Below are 20,040 nucleotides of genomic sequence, written 5' to 3' on the forward strand. Positions count from 1 at the left end.
TCTTGCAAGGCGTTGCGATAAAGTTTCAGCAACGCTTGCAACGGCTGGCAGGCGACGAGGCGGAAACGCGGCGCCGACACCCGCGAACGCCCGGGGACGAGGAGGTCGTATGTCACTTAGGCTGCCAGGCGTGCGCACCCGACTGACCGACCTCGCCGAGCAAGCAGGGGTCTCCACCGCGACCGTGTCGCGCGTGCTCAACGGCAAGCCCGGCGTGGCCGGCGAGACGCGTCAGGCGGTGCTCGCCGCCCTGGACGTGCTCGGCTACGAGCGCCCGTCCGCGCTGCGCGCCCGGCCCGCCGGCCTCATCGGCCTCGTGGTCCCCGAGCTGTCCAACCCGGTGTTCCCCGCGTTCGCGCAGGCCATCGAGTCACAGCTCGCGTCGCGCGGCTACACGCCGCTGCTCTGCACGCAGTCGCCCGGCGGCACCACCGAGGACGAGTACGTCGAGACGCTGATCGACCACGCCGTGGACGGCATCGTCTTCGTGTCCGGCAAGCACGCCGACACCCGGGCGTCCACCGAGCGCTACCAGCGGCTGCGCGGGCGCGGCCTGCCGATCGTGCTGATCAACGGGTACGCCGCGGGCATCGACGCCCCGTTCGTCTCCCCCGACGACGCCGCGAGCGTCGAGCTCTCCGTCCGCCACCTGGTCGCGCTGGGCCACCGCAGCATCGGCATGGCGATCGGCCCCGACCGGTTCGTGCCGGCCAAGCGCAAGATCGAGGCGTTCGCCGCACAGCTCGTCCGGCACGGCCTCGCGGCCACCGAGCAGGAGGCGCGCGAGCACGTGGCGCTGACCCTCTACACGCTGGAGGGCGGCCAGGCGGCGGCCGGCGACCTGTTCGACGGCGGCCACACCGCCGTCGTCTGCGGATCCGACCTGATGGCGCTCGGCGCCATCCGCGCCGCCCACTCGCGCGGCCTCTCCGTGCCCGACGACGTGAGCGTCGTGGGGTACGACGACTCGCCGCTGGTCGCGTTCACCGACCCCCCGCTGACGACGGTGCGCCAGCCGGTCGCCGACATGGCGCACGCCGCCGTCAGCGCCCTGCTCACCGAGATCCACGGGGAACGCGCCCCCCGCTCGGAGCTCCTCTTCACGCCGGAGCTGGTGGTCCGTGGCTCGACGGGTGCGGCCCCGCGGCCCTGAAGTTCGCTGTGGGCGTGGTCGGACGGGGTTGAATCTCCCGTACGCTTTCTGCAAGCGTTACATCCGACATAACCCCGAACTTCGAGGACGCGACACGTGACCCGCACCCCCCTGCTGACCATCGACGACCTCACCGCCGGGACCCTCGTCCACACGCCCGCCGCAAGCGGCGAGTGGTGGCGCGACGCGGTGATCTACCAGGTGTACCCGCGCTCGTTCGCGGACGGCAACGGCGACGGGATCGGCGACCTGCCGGGCGTCACCGCCAAGCTGGACCACCTGAAGCAGCTCGGGGTCGACGCCGTCTGGCTGAGCCCGTTCTACCGCTCCCCGCAGAAGGACGCGGGCTACGACGTCGCCGACTACCGCGACATCGACCCGCTCTTCGGCACGCTCGCGGACTTCGACGAGATGCTCGCCGGCGCCCACGAGCGGGACCTCAAGATCATCGTGGACCTGGTGCCCAACCACTCCTCCGACCAGCACGTCTGGTTCCAGGAGGCACTGGCCGCGGCGCCCGGCTCGGCGGCGCGCGAGCGCTACATGTTCCGCGACGGGCGCGGCCCGGCCGGGGACGAGCCGCCGAACAACTGGCAGTCGATCTTCGGTGGCCCGGCCTGGACCCGCCTGACCCCGCGCTCCGATGACGGCCCCCTGGGCCCGCAGTGGTACCTGCACCTGTTCGACACCTCGCAGCCGGACCTGAACTGGGAGAACCCCGAGGTCCGCGCCGAGCTCGAGGACGTGCTGCGGTTCTGGCTCGACCGGGGCGTGGACGGGTTCCGCGTCGACGTCGCGCACGGCATGATCAAGGCGCCCGGCCTGCCGGACTGGGACGGCCGGGCCGCCATGGTCGAGGGCACCGTCGACGGGCCCGCGGCGAATGCCGCCGAGCCGGACGACGGTTCCACCGGGGCCGGCAACCAGGGCCCGATGTTCGACCAGGACGGCGTGCACGAGATCTACCGCTCCTGGCACGGCGTCCTCGCCGAGTACCCGGGTGACCGCTGCCTCGTGGCCGAGGCCTGGGTGGAGCCGCTGAGCCGCCTGGCCCGCTACGTGCGGCCCGACGAGATGCACCAGGCGTTCAACTTCTCGTTCCTCACCGCCCCGTGGGACGCGGCGAAGATGCGCACGGTCGTCGACGTGTCGCTCGGCACCATGGACGCCGTCGGCGCGCCGACCACGTGGGTGCTGTCCAACCATGACGTCGTGCGGCACGCCTCACGCTTCGGCCTGGCCGAGATCGGCGGCCGCCAGCTCAACGGCATCGCGGCGACCGACCCGCAGCCCGACGCCGAGCTCGGCCTGCGCCGGGCCCGCGCCGCGACGCTGCTGATGCTCGGCCTGCCGGGCTCCGCGTACCTGTACCAGGGCGAGGAGCTGGGACTGCCGGACCACACCGCGCTGCCCGCCGAGGTACGCCAGGACCCGTCGTTCTTCCGGACCGACGGCGCCGAGCCCGGCCGGGACGGCTGCCGCGTGCCGCTGCCCTGGGTCGGCGGCGCGCCGGGCAACGGGTTCGGCCCGACCGGCAAGACCTGGCTGCCGCAGCCCGGCGTCTACGCCGACCTCGCCGCCGACCGGCAGTACGGCGTCGCGGGCTCTACCTACGAGATGTACCGGACGGCGCTCGAGCTGCGCCGGGCCGAGAAGATCGGCACGGCGGGGCTCGCGTGGGTCGACGCGCTGGCCGCGTCCCCTGACGTCGTCTCCTTCCAGGTGTCCGGCGTCGTGGTGGTCAGCAACCTGGGCGAGGCCGCGCTCACGCTGCCTGCCGAGGCGGAGGTGCTGGTGGCGTCGGGCGACCTCACGACGTCGGACGGCGTACGGGCCGTGCCGTCGGACACGACGGTGTGGCTGCGCGCCTGACATCCCGCTGGTCGAGCGTCCGGTCAGGTTGCCGGGTCGCGGATGATCGGGCAGGTCATGCAGTGCCCGCCCCCACGTCCGCGGCCCAGCTCCGCGCCGGCGATCTCGATCACCTCGACGCCTGCCTTGCGCAGCAGGTCGTTCGTGGTGGTGTTCCGGTCGTACGTGTAGACCACGCCCGGCTCGACCGCCACCGCGTTGTTGCCGCTGTCCCACTGCTGCCGCTCGGACTCGTAGACGTCGCCGCCGGTCTCGATGACCTGCAGCGAGCCCAGCCCGGTCTCCCGGGCGACGACCTCCAGGAACGTCGTGCTTCCCTCGTCGGTGACCGACACGTCGCCGCCTGCCCCCGGGCGCAGCACGAACGGGTGGATGGAGCCCACGATGCGCGGGTAGACGGTGACCGTGTCGACGTCGGCGAACGTCATGACGGTGTCCAGGTGCATGGCCGCGCGCAGCTTGGGCATGCCCGCCACGACCACCCGCTCGGCCGCGCCGCCCTCGAACAGGGCCGCCGCGAGCTGGGTGATCGCCTGCCGTGACGTGCGCTCGCTCATGCCGACGAGCACCGTGCCGTTGCCCACGGGCATGACGTCGCCGCCCTCCAGCGTCGCGCGCTGATGGTCGGTCTCGGGGTCGCCCCACCAAACGGTCGACCCGACGAAGTCGGGGTGGAACTCGTAGACGGCCTTCATCAGCAGCGTCTCGTCGTGCCGCGCGGGCCAGTACAGCGGGTTGAGCGTGACCCCGTCGTAGAGCCAGCAGGTGGTGTCGCGCGTGAACAGCGTGTTGGGCACGGGCGCCATCAGGTACTCGCGCGAGTCGGCCGTGTACTCCGCCAGCGAGCGGTACGACGCCGGCAGGTCGGGCACGTCGTGCGTCGCCAGCCCGCCGATCAGGTACTCGGCGAGCTGCTCCGCCACCAGGTCCTCGAGGAAGTCGCGGGTCGCGTCGATCAGCCCCGGCCCGACGATGCCGGGGACGATCTTGCGGTCCAGCAGCCAGTCCCGCGCCCCGGGCACCCGTACGGTCTCGGCGAGGACGTCGTGCAGCTCGACGACGTCGACGCCGCGGGACCGCAGGTCGGCGACGAACCCCGCGTGGTGCTCGATCGCCCGGTCCACCCAGAGCACGTCGTCGAAGAGCAGGTCGTCCGAGGTGGTCGGGGTGAGCCGCCGGTGGGCGAGGCCCGGCCGGCAGACGAGCACCTTGCGGAGGCGTCCCACCTCGGAGTGCACTCCGTAGGACGCCGAGGGTAGTGGCTCCGAGGGTCGTGGCGCCTCGGGTAGTGCCGCAGAGGGTAGTGACGCCCAGGGTTGTGGTGTGTCGCTGCTGTGGATGGTCATCGTGTGCCTTCCCTAGATGGAGATCGCGCCCGTCGCGAGCGCGACGACGCCGGCCACCCCGCCGACCACGGAGACGACGAAGATCACCAGCTCGCCCCTGCTGAACACCCGCCGGCCCTGCTCGCGGCGGGTCATCACGAAGAGGACCGTCGCCGGGGCGTAGATCACGAACGACAGCAGCACGAACGTCAGCCCGGCCGCGAAGAGCAGGAACGCCGTGTACAGGACGGCGAGCGCCGCGATCACGAGGTCGCGCACCGTGGGGCTCCCGGCCGCCGGGCCACCCCGGCCCAGGGCCAGCTTGAGCGCGTAGCCCGCGGCGAGCAGGAACGGGATCAGCGAGAGCGCGCTGGTGAGGTCCAGCGCGAAGGTGAACGCGTCGTCGGACAGCAGGGTGACGACCAGGACCACCTGGATGAGCGCGGTGGTCAGCAGGAGCGCCGCCCGGGGCACGTCGTTCGCGTCCGACCGGGCGAGGAACCGCGGCATGTCCCGGTCCTTCGCCGCGACGTACAGCACCTCCGACGACATGAGCGTCCAGGCCAGGTAGGCGCCCAGCACCGAGACGATCAGGCCGATGCTGACGAAGACGGCGCCCCAGCCGCCCACTGCCGCCTCCAGCACGCCCGCCATGGACGGCTGACGCAGCTGGGCGAGCTCCTCCATCGGCAGGATGCCGTAGGACACGATGGTCACCGAGGCGAAGATCGCGAGCACCATGAGAAAGCCGAGGACGGTTGCCCGTCCGACGTCCTCCCGGCGCCGCGCATGCCGCGAGTAGACGCTGGCGCCCTCCACCCCGAGGAAGACGAAGACCGTGGCGAGCATGGTGCCGCGCACCTGGTCGAACAGCGGGCCGGTGATGCCGTAACCCTCGAAGTTGTCCATGAGCACCTGCGGGTCCAGCAGGAAGACCGCGATGAGCACGAACGTGATGATCGGCAGCACCTTGGCGACGGTGACTATGCGGTTGATCGCCGCGGCCTCCTTCACGCCGCGGCGGACCAGCAGGTAGAACCCCCACACGCAGGCCGAGGACACGAGGAAGGCGACGGGCGTGTCGCCCTCGCCGAGCACGGGCAGGATCGCGCCCACCGTCGACATGATGAGGATCCAGTAGGTGACGTTGCCGACGCACGCGCTGGCCCAGTACCCGAACGCCGAGAAGAAGCCGAGGTACTCGCCGAAACCGGCCTTCGCGTAGGCGTAGACGCCCGAGTCGAGGTCGGGTTTGCGCATCGCGAGCCGCTGGAACACGAAGGCGAGCATGAGCATGCCGCTGCCCGCTATCGCCCAGGAGATGAGGGCGCCGAGCACTCCGGTCTCGCCGGCGAACCGGCTCGGCAGCGAGAAGACGCCGGCACCCACCATCGAGCCCACCACCATCGCGGTGAGCGTGCCGACGCTGATCTTCGCCGTGCGCTCCTGTGTGCGGTCCTCAGTCTGCATCGCGAGACCCCCATAGCGGTCGGACGCGGCCCGGTGGCACGGTCCACGTGTCCGGTGGCCTCGCGCCCCTCGATGCTCCGGCAGATCCATTACAGACAGGCCCGCGAGGATCGGCAAAAGATCCCGCGACGGCGGAATCGGGCGATACCCCTCCGCGTCGTCGCAAAATGACCGTGCACCCTGCAGCCATATGAAATCCCCGGCCGGCAGGAGCCGCAGGGTCACCCTCCGCGCTGCTCCGGGAGCAGCGCGCCCCGGACGAGGGCCAGCACCGCCTCGTCGCTCAGTCCCTGCTCGCGCGCATGGGCGACGAAGCCCCGTGCCTCGTCCACCAGCCCGCCCGCGTCCGACGTCGGACCGTCGGCCGGGTGCTGCGGCTCACCGCCGGGCTCTGACCCACCGCGCAGGCCGCCGGCGGGCGGCTCCGCAACCACCGTCCCCACGCGGCGTCGGCTGGTGACCACGCCGCTCGCCTCCAGCTCGCGGTAGGCCCGCTGCACGGTGCCGACGGCGATCCCCAGGTCCCGGGCCAGGTCCCGCGAGGCGGGCAGCCGGTCCCCCGGATGCAGGCCGCCCACCGCGACCAGCGCCGCGACCTGGCTCCGGATCTGCTCATAGACCGGTACCGGTGAAGCCAGGTCGACCTGGAGCGCAGTCATGCCGTGGGCCCCTGCGCGGCGGCGCGCTGTGCGTCCGGGGCGGCGGTGGCGCGCCGAGAGGGCAACGCCGTGACCGCGATCACCACGGAACCGACGAAGACCACGAGCGCCAGGAGCAGGCAGACGAGGCCGCCCGCCGGTGCGTCGACCCTGAGCAGCGCACCGGCTGCAAAGGCCAGGTACGCGGCGCCCCCGAGCCCCACCCAGAGCTGCGCACCAGCGAGCACCCGGGCCGCGGACGTGCGCCGGATCGCGTCGTCCTGCTCCGCGGAGAGCAGTCCGATCGGCGGACGCCGGGTCACGGCGCGCAGCGCCACGAACGTCGCACCGACGGCGAGCCCGAGGACGAGAAGTGCGGGCACGCCAATCGCCCAGCCGGGGTACGGCCCGGCGCCATGGGTCTCACGACCGGCGTCGAGCACTCTCTCGACGCTACGCCCGTCACCGGCCGCGGTCAGCCCGAACACCACGAGAGCGACGGCCAACCCCGCCGCCGTGCTCGCGAAGAGAGGCAGCCGCCACCCGCCCTGGTCCCGCAGGCCGCGCCGCACCAGCGGTGCGCTGCGGACGTCGCCGGTGGGGCGCGGCCAGCGCGCCTCACCTACTGCTCGGGCCAGGCTGAACGCGAGTGCCGCGGCGAAGGGCGCCGCACCGAGCAGCACGCCGGGTTCACCCCAGGTCGCCGCCGCGATCCAGAGGGCGACGACCACCACGACGCTCGTCGTGGCAGCCACGGCCGAGATACGCGTCTCGTGCCCACGGGCCGCCACGACCGTGGCGTCCAGGTCGTGCGGCGGGCCACCCCGGCGGGCGACCAGCAGCACGACGAGGGCGACTGTCAGGACAGGCAGTCCCAGGGCTATCACGATGACCAGTGCGTGCACGGTTCCTCCGTAATGAATCAATGCGTTGACTCATTACAGCATGGGGCGGCACCTCGGAGCAACGAGGCGTGAAGGTCGCCACACCCGGCCGCCCGTCGCAGCGCAGGTGGAACAATGGCATCGTGACCTCCGCCCTCGACACGACCACCGCCCTGCTCAAGCCCCTGCAGATCGGGCCCATCACCGTCGCCACGCCGGTGGTGCTCGCGCCCATGGCAGGGGTCACGAACCGTGCCTTCCGCACGCTGTGCCGTGAGGCGGGACAGTCGACGGGGTTCGATCCGGGCCTGTACGTCGCCGAGATGGTGACGAGCCGCGCGCTGGTGGAGCGCAACGTCGAGGCGCTGCGGATCGTGACGTTCGGCGAGGACGAGCAGCCGCGCTCAGCCCAGGTGTACGGCGTGGACCCGGCCACCGTGGGCGCCGCCGTGAAGATCATCGCGGGCGAGGACCGCGCCGACCACGTCGACCTCAACTTCGGCTGCCCGGTGCCCAAGGTGACGCGCAAGGGCGGCGGGGCCGCGCTGCCCTGGAAGCGGCAGCTCTTCACCGACATCGTGAAGGCCGCCGTCGACGCAGCCGAGCCGTACGGCGTGCCCGTCACCATCAAGATGCGCAAGGGCATCGACGACGACCACCTGACCTACCTGGAGGCCGGTCAGATCGCGGAGTCGCTCGGCGTCGCCGCCGTCGCGCTGCACGCCCGGACCGCCGCGCAGCACTACTCCGGGCAGGCCGAGTGGGAGGCCGTCGCGCGCCTCAAGGAGGCCGTCCGCACGGTCCCGGTCCTCGGCAACGGCGACATCTGGTCCGCCGAGGACGCCCTGCGCATGGTCGAGGAGACGGGCGCCGACGGCGTCGTCGTCGGCAGGGGCTGCCAGGGCCGGCCGTGGCTGTTCGCCGACCTGGCCGCGGCCTTCAACGGCTCCGACCTGCGGGTCCGGCCGGGCCTGCGCGAGGTCGCCGAGACCATCTACCGGCACGGCGAGCTCATGATCGAGTACTTCGACGGCGACGAGGGCAAGGCCATGCGCGACCTGCGCAAGCACATGGCCTGGTACCTGAAGGGCTACGCGGTGGGCGGCGAGAAGCGCCACGAGCTCGCCCTGATCGACACCCTCGCCGAGCTGCGCGAGCGGCTCGACGCCCTGGACCTCGACGCCCCGTACCCCGGGGACGACGCCGAGGGGCCGCGCGGCCGCGCCGGTTCGCCGAAGACGCCGCACCTCCCGTACGGCTGGCTCGACTCCCGCGACCTGTCCGAGGAGTTCGAGGCGAAGCTGCGCGAGGCCGAGCTGAGCGTCAGCGGCGGCTGACCCCGCCCCGGCGCGACGATCATCGCCGTGCCGCAGGCGAACACCAGGCCGGTGTGATCACGCTCGGACCAGTTCCGATACGCTGCCTTCCGCCGTCCGGGGGAGCGCGCAGATCAGCCTTGCCCGGGTGAGCGCACCCGACCCGAGGGAGTTCTCCGTGCTGTCCGACGTGGCGCGACATGTCCGCGCACCTGAGATCGCGCCGCCCACGGCGGCTGACCCGCCCGAGCTCGGCGGCTACGAGATCCGCGGCCGGCTGGGCCAGGGCGGTATGGGCATGGTGTACCTCGGAGCCACCCGGAGCGGCCGGCTGCTGGCGATCAAGGTCATCCATCCGGAACGCACCGACGAGCGCGAGTTCCGGGCCCGCTTCGCCCGCGAGGTCTCTGCCGCGACGAGGGTGCGCAACCGCTACATGGCGGCCGTCGTCGACTTCGACGTCAACGCGCCCAAGCCCTGGCTGGCGACCGAGTACGTGCCCGGACCGACCCTTGCGCAGGCCATCGCCGAGCTGGGCAGCCTGCCCGAGCCGGCGGTCCGCGAGCTCGTCAAGGGTCTCGCCGAGGCCCTCGACGTGATCCATCGCGAGGGCCTCGTCCACCGCGACGTCAAGCCAGCCAACGTGCTGCTGGGCCCCACCGGGCCCGTGCTGATCGACATGGGCATCGTCTCCGACTCGGACGCCACGTCGTTGACCACCACGGGCATGCAGCCGGGAACGCCGCAGTTCATGTCGCCCGAGCAGGCCCGCGGAGAGACCGTCACGACCGCCTCCGACGTCTGGTCGCTCGGCGCCGTCGCCCACCTCGCGGCCGCCGGGACACCGCCGTTCGGGAGGGGCAACCTCGCGACGCTCACCTACCGGATCGTGCACGAGCAGCCCGACGTCGCTGCCCTGCCGCCGGGCCTGCGTGGCCTGGTCGGTGCGTGCCTGGCCAAGGACCCCACCAGGCGTCCGACGACGTCGGCGGTGCTCGCGTCGCTCGCCGAACCGGTGCTAGCGGATCCACCGCCCGCCGAGCCGTCGCCGGCGGGTCTGTCGGCCGCCGACCTGCCGTATGTCGAGGCGGTTGACACCGGGCTGGGTCTGCCCCACGAGGACACGGAGCTGGGCGCGGGACCGGCGTCCGCTGCCGCGGCCGAGCCGGACCGCCCGGAGGCGCCCGCGTCGTCGGGCAAGACCCGGCGCAGGGTCATGATCGGCGTGGTCGCGGCGGGTCTGCTGCTGACCGGCGGTGGTGTCGCAGCGGCAGTCGTGCACTTCCTGACCCCCGACGACACGCCCGGCGTGGTAGCAGAGGCCTCGCCGTCGGCCGAGCCTTCTGACAAGCCCAGCCCCAGCCCGACCCCGAAGAAGCCGAAAGCGAAGCCGTCGGCGTCGCCCGAGAGCTCCCCGGTCGCCACGCCCGTCGACGAGCCGGCCGCGGAGCAGGACGCGGCCCCGGCCCAGTTCCAGCCGGGCACCGTGGCGATCCCGGCGCAGGTGCAGGTAGGCCAGAAGGTCGTCGCGGAAGCGACCGGCTGGACACCTCAGCCGACCACCACGGCGTGCCTGTGGAGCATCGGCGGCGAGGAGCGGGACAACCTCGGGTCGTGCACCTACACCGTCGCGCTCGACGACGTGGGCAAGGCCGTCCAGGTCAGGCTCACCGCCGCCCGGTCGGGGTACGCCGAGGCCGAGGCGCTCTCCAACGCCACCGACACGGTGCCGCAGCCGACCGTGCCCCAGCCGAGCTGCTCGATCCGGATGGAACCCGGCTATGTGAACTCCGGCTGGATGACCCACTGCGAGGTCGACCAGGACCCGAACGTCACCTACACGTGGTCCTGGGTCGACGTCACCCAGGGCGGCGAGACCATCACGTGGGCGAACTACCCGCCCGGCCGACGCATCTGGATCGGGGGCGGCCGGGCCAGTCACGAGGCGAGAGTGACGGTGACGGCGGAGCGGGAAGGCTACCGCTCGGCCGAGTTCGGCACGAACTTCACCCTGCCGGACGAGTGGGTCGCCAACGAGGGGTGACCCGATCGGCGCGGCTCGGTCCGACTCAGTCCGGCGGCAGCACCCGCCCCATGATCGACGACGCCATGACGATCCCCGGCTCGTCCCTGCCCGCTGCCGGCTCACGGTCGCGCAGGAGAGCGGCTCCGTCCCGCGCCCAGACGAAGCCCTGCCGCCCCGTCGCCGCACCGTAGAGCGCGTCCAGGTGGTCCGGGTGCCGCTCCGCGAGCAGGTCCAGGACCCAGGAGGGGACGTCGGGGTCCGCGAGCACCTGCGCGAGCCGTTCCGGCTTCCACGACGCGAGGGGCGCGGTGTGCACCTCGCGGAGCTGCGCGTACCAGTCGAGCAGTCGCAGCCCTTTGACAGGGTGGTGCACCAGGGCGAACGCCTCGTCGTCCGGGTCCGCGGCGTCGTCGGGCAGCCAGCGTTCGTCGCGGAGCGACGGGAACAGCGCGAACTCCTCCGCCGGGACGCCGATGCGGGCCTTGAACCGCAGGTAGCAGTCCATGACGTGGGACGCGGTGCCCAGCACCAGCACGTCCCCGAAGAGGTCGCGGAACGCACGGTGGTGGTCGGCGACGAGCTCGCGGGCGCGGGCCAGGGTGCGCGGGTTGCGGTAGGCGGGGCACGGCGTCGAGGTCAGCAGCCCGACGACGCCCCGCACGACGCCGACGACAGAGCTCGGCGAGAAGACCAGCGGGGTGTCCGCGAAGATCCACGCCGCCCCGACCGGGAGGAGGCGCACCGACAGGGGCAGGCCGGGCACCAGCGCCGTCGAACGGATCTCGGAGCACCCCGTGTACACCCGGTACTCCAGGTCGTCCTCGAGGTTGTGCAGCACCGCGTGCTCGTCCACCAGGTCGGTCACCATGAAGTAGCCCAGCACGCCGCCGTCACGCCACTGCTCGAGCAGCGCACGCTCGGAGTCGGTCACGGTGAGACCCGTCGGCTCGTCGCCGAGGAGCCTGCCCACCAGCGAGCCGCCCGCCTCGCGCGGCCCCACATGGACCAGCATGTCGACCGCGCAGTCGCGCGTCATCGCGTCGCGCAGCTCGGTGTCGACGTCGTCGGGCACCAGCGACTCCGACCGCACGTAGGCAGTCTGCCTCCGGACGGCCTCGGCATTGCCGGGCCGGCGTACGTGCTCGACCAGACACCGCTCCAGCCGGGTCGCGAGGTCGAGGCGTTCGTGAAGCGTCAGCCGGCCGAGCGGCCCGAGCGCGGGGTCCGGGCCGGCCTGCTCAGCCGAGATCGATATCGGTGTCCACGTCATGCCGTCTATGATTCAACGGCAAGTGATATGGATGGGCCTCAAAACGAGCCATCTGTGGATAAACACGAGGCAGGAACCGTCGCGGACCCCGGCACACGGGGTGATTGATCGAAGCGATCCACGTGGATCTCCAGCGTAAAGAGCACAAAGGGCCCAACATGGTCCAAGATCAGCCTTGCACCATGTCTTCTTCAGTCGGGTTCCGACCACGCGTCCCGGCAGTACCGCCTCACCGACCCGTACCGACGGAAAGGGATACACCCATCATGGCATCGGAGAAACGCCCCCGACGCGTTCCTGCGGTCATCGCCGACATACGCAGAAACCCAGGGTTCTTCCTTGGGGCCTTCGGCCTCTCGGCCTGGGCCTACATCGGCATGTCGCACACCATCGCCGCCTATGAGGGCCCCGAGCTCGGCTACGCGCTCGGTATCGCCTACGAGGCGCTGGTGATCGGCCTGGCCTGGGAAGGACGACGTCGGGCCGACCGCGCGCTCGAGAGCGGCCGTGAGCCGGCCGGGCACGGGCGCTGGCTCGGCGGTGCGATCGTCGTCGGCGTACTGTCCGGCGCGCTCGCCGCCTGGCACGGCTGGCTGCTCGGTGAGGGCATCTTCGCCGTCTCCCGCGCCGTCGCCCCGGTCCTCGCGGCGGTCGCGGTGCACCTGTTCTTCCAGTCGGCGTCGAGTGCCCGCAACCTCGACCGGCTGGCGCAGATCGAGCTCGACCGCGAGACGGCCGTGCTGGACATGCTCGACGCCGTGCGGCTGGCGCAGATCGCCCCCGAGGACGAGCGTGACGCACGCATCGCGGACGTGAACGCCGCCGTGACCCGCGTCCACCGCCACGTGCCCGCCGGCGTCACCGCTGAGGTGACGCGCCCGCACCTGGAGTCCGAGCGCACGATCCGCGACGTCGTCCAGGAGGCCGCGGCGCTGGCCGGCGAGTGGATGCCGGACCAGAGCGAGCTCGAGCGGACCGCGGCCGACCGCGCGCCGGTTCGCGTGAACCTGCCCGAGCTCGTCCTTCCCGCCGGCGTCCAGCTCGGCCTGGCCGTGACCGACGGCGGCGAGCACGACAGGTCCGCGCACGACGAGCCTGCCCTCACCGGCAACAGCGACCCCGAGCCGGTCGCCGCGCCCGAGCGGATCCGGTCCGAGCCCGCCCTGACCGGCGAGACCGAGCGCGTGCAGCTGGAACGCAAGTACGCGCCCGTGACGCCGGCGACGAACTGGGAGACGCGCCCCAGCACCGGGACGGTGCCCACGGTCACCGGGGCGACGCCCTCGGTCACCAGCTCGGCGCCGTCGCTCAGCACGCACCAGATCAGCCAGATCCGCGTGCTCCGGTGGGAGCAGAACCTCTCGCTCGACGAGGTCGCGGAGCGGGTGGGGGTCCCTGTCAGCGCTGTGAACAGGTACGCGCCCAGCACCGACGTCCCGACCACCGACACCGGTTCCATGATCGCGGTGCCCGCGGGTCGCTCCTGACCCGTCGTCGGCTTGTCCGCGAAGTAGAGCGCCTGTCCGGTCTCCTGGGTAACACCGGGGAGACCGGACAGGCGCTCTACTTCGCGGGCGGGTTGCCGGTCAGCCGAAGTTGACGCCCTGGGCCAGCGGCAGCTCGGTCGAGTAGTTCACCGTGTTCGTGGCGCGGCGCATGTACTGCTTCCACGCGTCCGAACCGGACTCGCGCCCGCCGCCCGTCGACTTCTCGCCGCCGAACGCGCCGCCGATCTCCGCGCCGGAGGTCCCGATGTTGACGTTCACGATGCCGCAGTCCGAGCCGGCCTCCGACATGAACGTCTCGGCCTCGCGCACGTCCATCGTGAAGATCGCCGACGACAGGCCCTGGGGCACGTCGTTGTGCAGGGCGATCGCCTCGGACAGCTCCGAGTAGGTCAGCACGTACAGGATCGGGGCGAACGTCTCGCGCTTGACGACGTCGGCCTGCGTCGCCATCCGCACGATCGCGGGGTGCACGTAGGCCGCGTCCTCGGCACCGAGCACGGTGACCGCGGTGCCGCCCACCACGAGCGTGCCGCCCGCGGCCACCGCCTCGTCGATCGCGGCGAGCATGCGGTCGCGCGCACCGGCGTCGACCAGCGGGCCGACCAGGGTGCCCCCGGCACGCGGGTCTCCGACCGGCAGGTCGCTGTAGACCTTGGCGAGCCGCGCGACCACCTCGTCCGCCACCGACTCGTGCACGATCAGACGACGCAGCGAGGTGCAGCGCTGCCCGGCCGTGCCGGCGGCGGAGAACACGGCGCCGCGTACGGCGAGGTCGAGGTCAGCCGACGGCGCGACGATCGCCGCGTTGTTGCCGCCCAGCTCCAGGAGGTACCGGCCGCCGCGTGCGGCGACGACGGGGGCGACCTGCTGGCCCATCCGCTCGGAACCGGTCGCGGAGACCAGGGCCACGCGGGTGTCCGCCACGAGCGCCTCGCCGGCCTCGAGGTCGCCGAGGAGCAGCTGCGAGACGCCCGCCGGGAAGCCGGCCTCGGCCAGCGCCCGGTCGAGCAGCGCGGAGGCGCCCACTGCCGAGAGCAGCGTCTTCTCGCTCGGCTTCCACACCACGGTGTCGCCGCAGACGAGCGCGACGGCGGTGTTCCAGGACCACACGGCCACCGGGAAGTTGAATGCGCTGATCACGCCGACGACGCCCATCGGGTGCCACGTCTCCATGAGGCGGTGGCCCGGGCGCTCCGACGGCATCGTGCGTCCGCCGACCTGCCGCGACAGCCCGACGGCGAAGTCGCAGATGTCGATCATCTCCTGGACCTCGCCCAGGGCCTCGCTCGTGACCTTGCCCGCCTCGATGGTGACCAGCTCGGCCAGGTCGGTCTTGTGCTCGGTCAGCAGCTCGCCCAGGCGCTTGATCACCTGGCCACGCACGGGGGCGGGGACGGAGCGCCACGTGGTGAAGGCCTCGGCGGCCCGGTCGACGGCGGCGGTGGCCTCTGCGGCGCCGTCACGACGCACGTGCAGCAGGGGCTGGCCGGATAGCGGCGACACGACGGCGAGGTCACCGTCGGTCGAGGCCTCCGGAGCCGTGGCACCCAGCCGCCCCAGGGCGGCGAGGGCGGCGTCCCGCAGCTCGGTGGTCAGCGGGGTGTGGGTGGTGGTGCTGGTCATCGCGATGCTCCCGTTGTGCGGTTGGGCGTGGTGAGGGTGGCCGGGTCGACGCCGAGGGTCTCGGCGGCGCCGGCGAGCGACCTGGCCACCTGGTCGGCGTACAGGTCGAAGGGATCGTTGAGCTCGCGGCCGAGCGCGCCGGACATCCAGTCCGCGTCGCGGTTGATGCCCTCCTGGCTCGCGTCCTTTGCGCCGTCCGAGGTCAGGTTGGACTGGAAGATGCCGGCCGCGGAACGCGGCAGGAAGTCCTCGTAGACGACGGGCTCGCGGCGCACGCCTGTGCCGTCGCCGTCCACCTCGTAGGTGAACCAGCCGAGGCCCTGGGCGGCGAGCTCCGCCTCCGTCGTCGGGAAGGTCTTCTGCCAGACCGCGCGGGCGATCTCCTGGCGCTGCGCCTCCGTGAAGCCGGGGGTCTCGGCGCGGGCCGCGGCGGCGGTCTCGTCGATCTCGACGACCGCGGCGTCGTACGCGGCACGGCCCTCGCGGGTCAGCGCGATGCCGCGGGCCTCGACCTCGCCGAACCGCACGCGCAGGGCGTCGCTCACGATCTCGCCGTCGGCCGTGCGGAAGGTGCGCGGCTCGGCGAGCGCGCGGAACGACGTCTGGCGCAGCAGCACGTCCGGGCCCTCCCAGCGGGGCGGGCCCTGGATGGCGTCGATCATCGTGATGCCCTGGGCCTCCATGCGCGCGTACAGGTCGTCGATGTCGAGCACGCGGGGCGTGAGGTGGTTGATGTGCGTGGACGCGATGCCGCCGATGTCGGCCGCGACGGCGCTCACCGCCTCCAGCTCGCGGTACCAGGCCTGGTCCACGGGTTCCCGGGACAGCTCGAACGCCTCAGTCGCCAGGCGCAGGAACTCCGCCGCCTGGTCCTCGGGCAGTCCGCCCTCGGCCTCGGCCCGGTCGGCGAGGGCCAGCAGCTCCGAGCCGAACAGCGTGCGGGCGCCCAGGAAGTTCTCCAGGCGCCGCTCGAGATCCGCGGTGAAGAACCGGCGGTCCGCCGTGACGAGCATCGACGTGAAGACCCGGAAGGGGTTGCTCGCCAGCTCCGCGCGCTCGATCGGGCGGAACGCCGTCGAGACCACCGGGACGGAGCTCGACGACGCGTCGCGCAGGTCGTAGAACCCGACGGGCTGCATGCCCATGGCGCCGAAGATCCGGGCCACCTGCGCCATCTCGGTGGGCGTGCCCACGCGGATCGCGCCGTGCCGCTCCGCGGTGACGCGTGCGATGGAGCCGAGCCGTTCGGCGTCCGCCCCGTGCTTCGCCACGAAGTCGGCGTTGACCTCGTGCGACACGTCCAGCAGCGTGGTGTAGGCCGGAACTTCCTTGCCGTACATGTCCGAGAGGCTGCGCGCGAACGCGGCCCTGAGCTGCCAGGGCTCGAGGAACGTCGGTGCCGACATCGGTGTCTCCTTCTCCGTCAGATGATGTTGGCCTCGGGGCCTCGTCGCCCCGGGCCGGTGGTGGTCGTGCCGGAGGCGTCCGTGGCGAACCGGTCGGCGCTGAACCCGGACACGTCGATCGGTGGCGTGCGGCCCGCGTACAGGTCACGCACCGCCTCGCCGACCGCTGGTGCCTGCAGGAACCCGTGGCCGGAGAAGCCGGCGGCGTACAGCACGCGACCCGGCACGCCGGTCGCCTCGCCGATGAGGGCGTTGTGGTCCGGCGTCATCTCGTAGAGGCCCGCCCAGCCGCGCGCGACGGGCACGTCGACCAGCTCGGGGGCGCAGGCCCCCAGCGCGCCGCGCAGCAGCGGCAGCCAGGCCGGGTCGTACGTGCGCTCGAAGGCGATGGGCGTGGCCGGGTCGGCGATCCCGAGCAGCAGGCCGTCGGGTGCCGCGTTGTGGAAGTAGAAGGTGGTGCCGTAGTCGATGGTGAACGGGATCCGCGACGGCGCCGGGTCGAGCGCAGGGGTGAAGCCGATCTGCCGCCGATAGGGGTCGACGGGCAGGTCGAGCCCCGCCTTGGTGGCAACGTCGCGCGTCCACGCGCCCGCGCACAGCACGACGGCGCCGGTCCGTACCCGGCCCTGGTTCGTCCACACCGCGACGACGTCGTCGCCCCTCGTCTCGACGTCGGTGGCCGTCACGTGCGTGCGGACGGTCGCGCCGTGGCGCTCGGCGCCCGCGGCGTACCCCTCGACGACGGCCTTGGGGTGGGCGAACCCGTCGCGCGCGGCGTAGGCGGCGCCCCGGTACCTGTCGACGTCGACGTACGGGTTGAGCCGGCGGACGGCGTCGGGGCTGAGCATGCGGCTCGCCACCCCGCGCTCGTTCTGCATGGCCACCGACTCCTCGAAGAGCGTGACGTCGTCGGCGTCCGGCAGGAGGAACAGGTAGCCCGGCTGCTGCAGCCCGATGTCCGCGCCCGGGCGGTTGGCGAAGTCCTCGTACAGCTCGAGGCTGCGGTTGCCGAGGTCGACGTTCGCGGGGTCGGAGAACTGCGCCCGCACTCCCCCGATGGGCTTGCCGGAGCTGCCCGAGGCGAGCTCGTCGGCCTCCAGGAGCAGCACGTCCACGCCGTCCTCGGCGAGGTGGAACGCCACCGACGCGCCGATCGCGCCGCCGCCGACGACAACGACCTCAGCCCGCGCGGGGAGCCTGCCCCGCCGGTCCGCGGGGTGCCGTGCTGAGGTCATGCACGCATCCTGCCACGTGCTCCTGCGAATGCGGACACCCGCCGGAACTCTTCCTGTTCTGGCGGCCCAGACCCGGGAACGCACCTGTCAGACGCATGCGCACGTGTCAGACGTACAGGTCACCCGAGTGACCTGTACGTCTGACAGGTCGGGGTGGGTCTGACAGGTCAGGCCGTCGCGGACGCGCGGCAGTCCGCGCAGGTGCCCCAGAGCTCGATCGTGTGCTCGATGTCGTCGAAGCCCTGGGCCGCGGCGACCTTCGAGGCCCAGGCCTCGACCGTGGGGCCGTCGATCTCGACGGTCCGGCCGCAGTGCCTGCACACCAGGTGGTGGTGGTGCTCGCGGCGCGCGCACCGGCGGTAGAGGCTCTCGCCGTCCTCGGCCCGCAGGACGTCCACCTCGCTCGCGTCCGCGAGCGCCTGCAGCGCCCGGTACACGGTCGCGAGGCCCACGGACTCGCCGCGGGCGCGCAGGGTCTCGTGGAGCTGCTGCGCCGAGCGGAAGTCCGCGATCTCGTCGAGCGCCTCGACGACGGCTGTCCGCTGGCGGGTCATTCGTGCGGCCATCAGCGGCACTCCTTCGCGGCGGCCACCGCACGTTCGGATGCGGCAGCAGGCAGGTCGACGTCGTCGGGCAGGTCTGGATGCGGGTCGTGCGCGGGACGCCGCCGGGTCAGGAACGGCGCCACCAGTGAGACCACCGCGTAGACCGCGATGGCAAGGACCACGATAGTCGCGCCCGGCGAGACGTTGTACCAGTAGGTGAAGCTCAGGCCGGACACGCAGACCACGACGCCGACGACGCACGCCGTGAACATGGTCCGCCCGAAGGCGTGCGTGACCTGCTGCGCCACGGCGACAGGCACGATCATGAGCGCGCTGACGAGCAGCAGGCCGACGACGCGCATGGCGACCGTCACCGTGAGGGCGGAGACCACCGCGACGATGATGTTCAGCGCCCAGACGGGCAGGCCCGACGCGACGGCGAACTCCTCGTCGTGGCTCACCGAGAACAGCGCGTGCCGCAGGCCGACCCCGACGGCCAGCACCACGAGGGAGAGCACGACGGTGAGCCAGAGGTCGGCGTCGGTCACCGTGGAGATGGAGCCGAACAGGTACTGCATGAGGTTCCCGGAGGAGCCGCCGGCGATCCCGATGAGGAAGACGCCGCCCGCGATGCCGCCGTAGAACATGATGGCGAGCGCAAGGTCGCCGGAGGTGCGGCCTCGCCGTCGGACCACCTCGATGAGGACCGCGCCGATCACCGCGGCGACGACGGCGCCGGGGATGGCGAGGGCATCGTTCGGCGTCAGCCCCATGCCCGCGCCGACGAGCCAGCCGAGCGCGACGCCCGTCAGGGCGACGTGCCCGATCCCGTCGCCGAGCAGGGAGAGCTTGCGCTGCACCAGGTAGGTGCCGACGACGGGGGCGGTGATGCCGACGAGGAGCGCGGCGATCAGGGCCCGCTGCATGAACGGGTCGGTCAGCATGAGCATGATCACGGTCGCACCTCCAGGTCGAGGGCCCTGGCTTCGGCGCCGAGCTCGTTGTCGTCGGCGTGCGGGTGCTGGTGCCGGTGTCCGACGCGGTCGTGGTCGTGCCGAGCGCGCGGCGGGGCGCCGTCGTGCACCACCTTGCCGTGCCGCAGCACGACGGCGCGGGTGACGAGCGGCTCGAGCTCGCCGAGCTCGTGCAGGACGACGAGCACGGTGAGGCCGCCGTCGACCAGCCGCTTCATGGTGGCGGCGAACGCCTCCTGGCTGGCGACGTCCACGCCCGCGACGGGCTCGTCCAGGACGAGCACCTCGGGCTGCCGGACCAGGGCGCGCGCGATGAGGATGCGCTGCTGCTGGCCGCCCGACAGCAGGTGCACTGGGTCGCGCACCCGGTCGGCGAGGCCCACCTGTTCGAGGGCCGCGTCGACCTGGTCGCGCCAGCCGCGCGGCGGCCACAGCCGGCGGCCGTGGAGCAGGCCGGACGCGACGACCTCCTGCGCGGTGGACGGGATGCCGCCGCCGGCGGTCGCGCGCTGCGGCACGTAGCCGATGCGGCTCCAGTCGACGGCGGTCCCGCGCCGACCGGCCCCGATGGGCCTGCCGAGCAGGCGGACGGTGCCCTCGGACGGAGAGTTGATGCCCACGAGAGCGCGCACGAGGGTCGACTTGCCGGAGCCGTTGGCGCCCAGCAGGGCGACCACCTCGCCGCGGTCCACCGTCAGGTCGATGCCGCGCAGGATGTGGCTCGCGCCCGCACGGAAGTGCAGGCCACGGGCCTCGATGACGGGTTCGCTCGTCTCGGTCACCTGCCTAGTGTCC

16 protein-coding genes are annotated in these 20,040 nt (G+C 72.4%); 5 read left to right on the top strand and 11 right to left on the bottom strand.

Annotated elements, in window-relative coordinates; translation table 11 throughout:
- Positions 1 to 109 precede the first annotated feature (109 nt).
- Positions 110 to 1,153 (top strand): LacI family DNA-binding transcriptional regulator, encoded by a 1,044-nt coding sequence (locus ACFO6V_RS09710; RefSeq protein WP_377134659.1) that lies wholly within the window; start codon positions 110 to 112, stop codon positions 1,151 to 1,153.
- A 96-nt stretch (positions 1,154 to 1,249) separates the two neighbouring features.
- Positions 1,250 to 3,025, top strand: coding sequence for a glycoside hydrolase family 13 protein (locus ACFO6V_RS09715; RefSeq protein WP_377134661.1), 1,776 nt, complete (start codon positions 1,250 to 1,252; stop codon positions 3,023 to 3,025).
- Between the two features lie 23 nt (positions 3,026 to 3,048).
- Here the strand turns inward: ACFO6V_RS09715 and ACFO6V_RS09720 are convergent, their stop codons facing one another.
- The 4 genes from ACFO6V_RS09720 to ACFO6V_RS09735 form a co-directional block, all read right to left on the bottom strand.
- Entirely contained in the window at positions 3,049 to 4,263 is a 1,215-nt protein-coding gene (locus ACFO6V_RS09720; protein WP_377134663.1) for an arginine deiminase, read from the bottom strand.
- 120 nt (positions 4,264 to 4,383) lie between these two features.
- Positions 4,384 to 5,820, bottom strand: coding sequence for a basic amino acid/polyamine antiporter (locus tag ACFO6V_RS09725; RefSeq protein WP_377134665.1), 1,437 nt, complete (start codon positions 5,818 to 5,820; stop codon positions 4,384 to 4,386).
- Between the two features lie 221 nt (positions 5,821 to 6,041).
- Positions 6,042 to 6,479 carry a GntR family transcriptional regulator gene (locus ACFO6V_RS09730; protein WP_377134667.1) on the bottom strand — a complete coding sequence of 146 codons (438 nt, stop codon included), beginning with the start codon at positions 6,477 to 6,479 and terminating at the stop codon, positions 6,042 to 6,044.
- Positions 6,476 to 7,363, bottom strand: a complete 888-nt coding sequence (locus tag ACFO6V_RS09735) for a hypothetical protein (protein WP_377134669.1) — start codon at positions 7,361 to 7,363, stop codon at positions 6,476 to 6,478. Before ACFO6V_RS09735 ends, ACFO6V_RS09730 begins: the two co-directional genes overlap by 4 nt.
- A 122-nt stretch (positions 7,364 to 7,485) precedes the next feature.
- Between ACFO6V_RS09735 and dusB the strand changes: the two genes are divergently transcribed.
- Positions 7,486 to 8,679 (top strand): tRNA dihydrouridine synthase DusB, encoded by a 1,194-nt coding sequence (gene dusB, locus ACFO6V_RS09740; protein WP_377134671.1) that lies wholly within the window; start codon positions 7,486 to 7,488, stop codon positions 8,677 to 8,679.
- A 127-nt stretch (positions 8,680 to 8,806) separates the two neighbouring features.
- Positions 8,807 to 10,702, top strand: a complete 1,896-nt coding sequence (locus ACFO6V_RS09745; protein ID WP_377134673.1) for a serine/threonine-protein kinase — start codon at positions 8,807 to 8,809, stop codon at positions 10,700 to 10,702.
- A 25-nt stretch (positions 10,703 to 10,727) separates the two neighbouring features.
- On the opposite strand, the gene ACFO6V_RS09750 is transcribed toward ACFO6V_RS09745, so the two are convergent.
- Complete coding sequence (locus ACFO6V_RS09750) at positions 10,728 to 11,954, bottom strand: hypothetical protein (protein ID WP_377134675.1); 1,227 nt, start codon at positions 11,952 to 11,954, stop codon at positions 10,728 to 10,730.
- Positions 11,955 to 12,331: 377 nt separating this feature from the next.
- Here ACFO6V_RS09750 and ACFO6V_RS09755 point away from each other — a divergent pair, with 377 nt between their 5' ends.
- Positions 12,332 to 13,441: a helix-turn-helix domain-containing protein gene (locus ACFO6V_RS09755; protein ID WP_377134677.1), complete on the top strand. Its 1,110-nt coding sequence runs from the start codon at positions 12,332 to 12,334 to the stop codon at positions 13,439 to 13,441.
- Positions 13,442 to 13,540: 99 nt separating this feature from the next.
- Here ACFO6V_RS09755 and amaB read toward each other — a convergent pair whose 3' ends face one another.
- From amaB to ACFO6V_RS09785, 6 genes are all read right to left on the bottom strand, one after another.
- Positions 13,541 to 15,085 (bottom strand): L-piperidine-6-carboxylate dehydrogenase, encoded by a 1,545-nt coding sequence (amaB, locus tag ACFO6V_RS09760; protein ID WP_377134679.1) that lies wholly within the window; start codon positions 15,083 to 15,085, stop codon positions 13,541 to 13,543.
- Positions 15,082 to 16,491, bottom strand: a complete 1,410-nt coding sequence (gene hglS, locus ACFO6V_RS09765; protein ID WP_377134681.1) for a 2-oxoadipate dioxygenase/decarboxylase — start codon at positions 16,489 to 16,491, stop codon at positions 15,082 to 15,084. Before hglS ends, amaB begins: the two co-directional genes overlap by 4 nt.
- Positions 16,492 to 16,508: 17 nt before the next feature.
- Complete coding sequence (locus ACFO6V_RS09770) at positions 16,509 to 17,726, bottom strand: NAD(P)/FAD-dependent oxidoreductase (RefSeq protein WP_377134683.1); 1,218 nt, start codon at positions 17,724 to 17,726, stop codon at positions 16,509 to 16,511.
- A 167-nt stretch (positions 17,727 to 17,893) separates the two neighbouring features.
- Entirely contained in the window at positions 17,894 to 18,292 is a 399-nt protein-coding gene (locus tag ACFO6V_RS09775; RefSeq protein WP_377134685.1) for a Fur family transcriptional regulator, read from the bottom strand.
- Positions 18,292 to 19,221 (bottom strand): metal ABC transporter permease, encoded by a 930-nt coding sequence (locus tag ACFO6V_RS09780; RefSeq protein WP_377135200.1) that lies wholly within the window; start codon positions 19,219 to 19,221, stop codon positions 18,292 to 18,294. Before ACFO6V_RS09780 ends, ACFO6V_RS09775 begins: the two co-directional genes overlap by 1 nt.
- Positions 19,222 to 19,223: 2 nt before the next feature.
- On the bottom strand, positions 19,224 to 20,027 hold the full coding sequence (locus ACFO6V_RS09785; protein WP_377134687.1) for a metal ABC transporter ATP-binding protein: 804 nt from the start codon (positions 20,025 to 20,027) through the stop codon (positions 19,224 to 19,226).
- Positions 20,028 to 20,040: the final 13 nt, after the last annotated feature.

This window comes from Promicromonospora alba (assembly GCF_042654905.1).
Lineage (GTDB): Bacteria > Actinomycetota > Actinomycetes > Actinomycetales > Cellulomonadaceae > Promicromonospora > Promicromonospora alba.

What these genes read in the sequence shown, in the direction of transcription:
- ACFO6V_RS09710 (WP_377134659.1), top strand. Translation starts at nt 110, where the DNA reads ATGTCACTTAGGCTGCCAGGCGTGCGCACCCGACTGACCGACCTCGCC.
- ACFO6V_RS09725 (WP_377134665.1), bottom strand. Translation starts at nt 5,820, where the DNA reads ATGCAGACTGAGGACCGCACACAGGAGCGCACGGCGAAGATCAGCGTC.
- ACFO6V_RS09730 (WP_377134667.1), bottom strand. Translation starts at nt 6,479, where the DNA reads ATGACTGCGCTCCAGGTCGACCTGGCTTCACCGGTACCGGTCTATGAG.
- ACFO6V_RS09750 (WP_377134675.1), bottom strand. Translation starts at nt 11,954, where the DNA reads ATGACGTGGACACCGATATCGATCTCGGCTGAGCAGGCCGGCCCGGAC.
- ACFO6V_RS09755 (WP_377134677.1), top strand. Translation starts at nt 12,332, where the DNA reads ATGTCGCACACCATCGCCGCCTATGAGGGCCCCGAGCTCGGCTACGCG.
- amaB (WP_377134679.1), bottom strand. Translation starts at nt 15,085, where the DNA reads ATGACCAGCACCACCACCCACACCCCGCTGACCACCGAGCTGCGGGAC.
- hglS (WP_377134681.1), bottom strand. Translation starts at nt 16,491, where the DNA reads ATGTCGGCACCGACGTTCCTCGAGCCCTGGCAGCTCAGGGCCGCGTTC.
- ACFO6V_RS09770 (WP_377134683.1), bottom strand. Translation starts at nt 17,726, where the DNA reads ATGACCTCAGCACGGCACCCCGCGGACCGGCGGGGCAGGCTCCCCGCG.
- ACFO6V_RS09775 (WP_377134685.1), bottom strand. Translation starts at nt 18,292, where the DNA reads ATGGCCGCACGAATGACCCGCCAGCGGACAGCCGTCGTCGAGGCGCTC.
- ACFO6V_RS09780 (WP_377135200.1), bottom strand. Translation starts at nt 19,221, where the DNA reads ATGCTCATGCTGACCGACCCGTTCATGCAGCGGGCCCTGATCGCCGCG.